The sequence below is a fragment of the Clostridioides sp. GD02377 genome (assembly GCF_045899875.1).
Taxonomy (GTDB): Bacteria; Bacillota; Clostridia; order Peptostreptococcales; family Peptostreptococcaceae; genus Clostridioides; species Clostridioides difficile_A.
In genome coordinates this window covers 1-2,410 of sequence record NZ_JBJODA010000048.1, presented here as the reverse complement: position 1 = coordinate 2,410, position 2,410 = coordinate 1, and the positions used below count along the sequence as shown (strand labels likewise).

Below are 2,410 nucleotides of genomic sequence, written 5' to 3'. Positions count from 1 at the left end.
GAATTAAACTTAAAAAAGAGTACATTTTATTCTTTAGTTAAAAAATTTGAAAGTAGAAATGAAGATTAGATAATTTCTAATCTTTTTTTGTATCATACAGATTTTAATTATATATCTGAATCTTTATATCTATAGTGGATAAATACTATAGATTGGAGGTTTAACGATATGATAGATATAGAAATAAAAATAAACATATTTGGATTTCAAATACATATAAAATTAAAAAATAATAACTCAGCAGCTTAAAAGAAAGATGATATAATATAAGTGTTGTACTTACATATTTTTCTATTAGGAGTGATAAATATTGGATTATCCAAAGATTTTAGATGAAATAACTAGCTATTCTCAAGCTGAGGCTTATGTATTAAAAAATTTTGATTTAGCACTTAGTAGGACGACTGATATTTTTAAAAAGTTTTTTAATTCACAGGGAGAATGTAATAAAATGTCTTTAAATGGTATAATTGGAGGTAAAAATTATACTTATGATTGTACTGTTGAAAATTATAGTTCTCATATTAAATATTATATTAGTTGGAGAGAAGGTCATTTAAATGATTTAAATAGATTTCATCTTAATATGGGCAATAATTCTGCTTTAAGAATATCAAAAATGTTAGAGGATGAATTTTTGGAAGAATTTATTGCTGTGTATTTAAGTAGAACTTATTTTAAAAAGACAGGAAAATAGTAGTGGTAAAATTTGTGTGATACTTGTATAATTATATACAAGAGTTGTATATGTATAGAAAAATAAAAAATAAATAAAAAGACTACTATCTCAAATTTGGTTTGCCGACCGTGTTTGAGTTAATACCCCTATTTACGCAGAATAGAAAGTAACTAGTAATCTTATACTATATATTAAATATATAGTTAGTTATCAATTTTGATATACACTTATTATAAAAGATAAAGTGCATAAAATCAAGATGATAGAGATGAAAATATACAGACTTGTTCAAATAGGACAAGTCTTTTTTGATGCGATAAATGCCATGTGAGGTTAGAGGAATAACTCACATAAATAAAAAACTGACGAGCTAATCACTCGTGACAGTGCCGTTTGAGGGGGAGGGACACTTTACCTAGATGACATTACATGAATATAAACATGTAAGGTTGTGACTGTCCTAGTTAGCTTTAGGCTATAGGGGGAATTGTAAATAAAGTGATTAATTATACTTGATAATACTAGACCTAGGCAAGTTGTAGGTACTTACCTACTGAAACAATTGTACATAGTACGGATATACGGAAAACTTCGAGTGGCTCCAAAGCCATTATAGTTTATATATATATCTCCTTCCAAACTGTAAGATAAATTTATTTTATGGTTTGGAGGGGGGGAGACCGTTTCTTGAGTTCACCTAAACCATTATCATTGGAGGATTGAAAAATCAATATAAATAGATAAAATAAATGAGTGCTAAGGGCGAAGGGGTAAAGTAATTTTTCTTTATATCTGAGCATTGAACTGTAAAAATAATTAAGTATTATGTCATAATAAATATATGTAGTATTGAGTAACAAAAAGAATAGGAGGTTAGGTTTTACAATAGACACTAAACAGGTGAAACTAGATAAATAGCTAAATCTATAATAAAAAACCTCCTAATAAATAGGTGTAATATTTAAAACACCTATTTATTAGGAGAAATATTTAAGATAAAGGAGAAAATGTTTTTATGAAAGAATTACATATAGCTATAAATCATACGAATTTTAAAGATAATTCAACAGATGAAATACTTAAAGATTTATTAGTGGCAATAATAAATGGGGAAAAAGATATTGAAGTAGATAAAACTCCTAAAAATATGGCTGAATTAAAAAGAATTACAAATGGTGATATATATATATATCATGCAAATGGATACGAAAGATTTAAATTTATAAAAATGGAAGAATTCATAAAAGATAAAAATCTTATAAAAATTAAAGTTACAAGTAAAGCTTATAAAGTTATAACGGAATTATATGAAAAAGGATATAATTTAAAAACTCTTAAAATATTTTTTTCTATAAAAAATAAGTATGCACAATTGTTTTATGATTATTTTGAGCTATGGAAAGAGAATAATAATTTTAAAAAAAAGATTGAATTAACTAAATTAAGAAAAATTTTTTTACTAGAAAATAAATATTCTGATTATAAAGATATGAGAAAAAATGTTTTAGAACCAGTCATAGAACATTTAAACAAATTAGATTCATTTGATTTTAGAGATATATCAAGTTCAGAAGAAAAATTTGGGAATAAAGTTCGTTATATAAAATTTAAAAATCAATTAGTATCTATTAAAAAAAAAGAAATAGAATTTGATGTAAATGGTTTTTGTAAAATAAATACGATAGACTAAAACCAATTAAATTAAACAATTCACTTATATATTATATTTGT

Annotated in this window: 2 protein-coding genes; both read left to right on the top strand. The window is 24.4% G+C overall.

The genetic code is table 11. The features are described from left to right. The first annotated feature begins 310 nt into the window (after positions 1-310). Positions 311-697, top strand: coding sequence for a hypothetical protein (locus tag Q3304_RS20605; RefSeq protein ID WP_231301625.1), 387 nt, complete (start codon positions 311-313; stop codon positions 695-697). Positions 698-1,694: 997 nt separating this feature from the next. Beyond that, on the top strand, positions 1,695-2,369 hold the full coding sequence (locus Q3304_RS20600; RefSeq protein WP_407815303.1) for a replication initiation protein: 675 nt from the start codon (positions 1,695-1,697) through the stop codon (positions 2,367-2,369). Positions 2,370-2,410 lie beyond the last annotated feature (41 nt).

What these genes read in the sequence shown, in the direction of transcription:
- Q3304_RS20600 (WP_407815303.1), top strand. Translation starts at nt 1,695, where the DNA reads ATGAAAGAATTACATATAGCTATAAATCATACGAATTTTAAAGATAAT.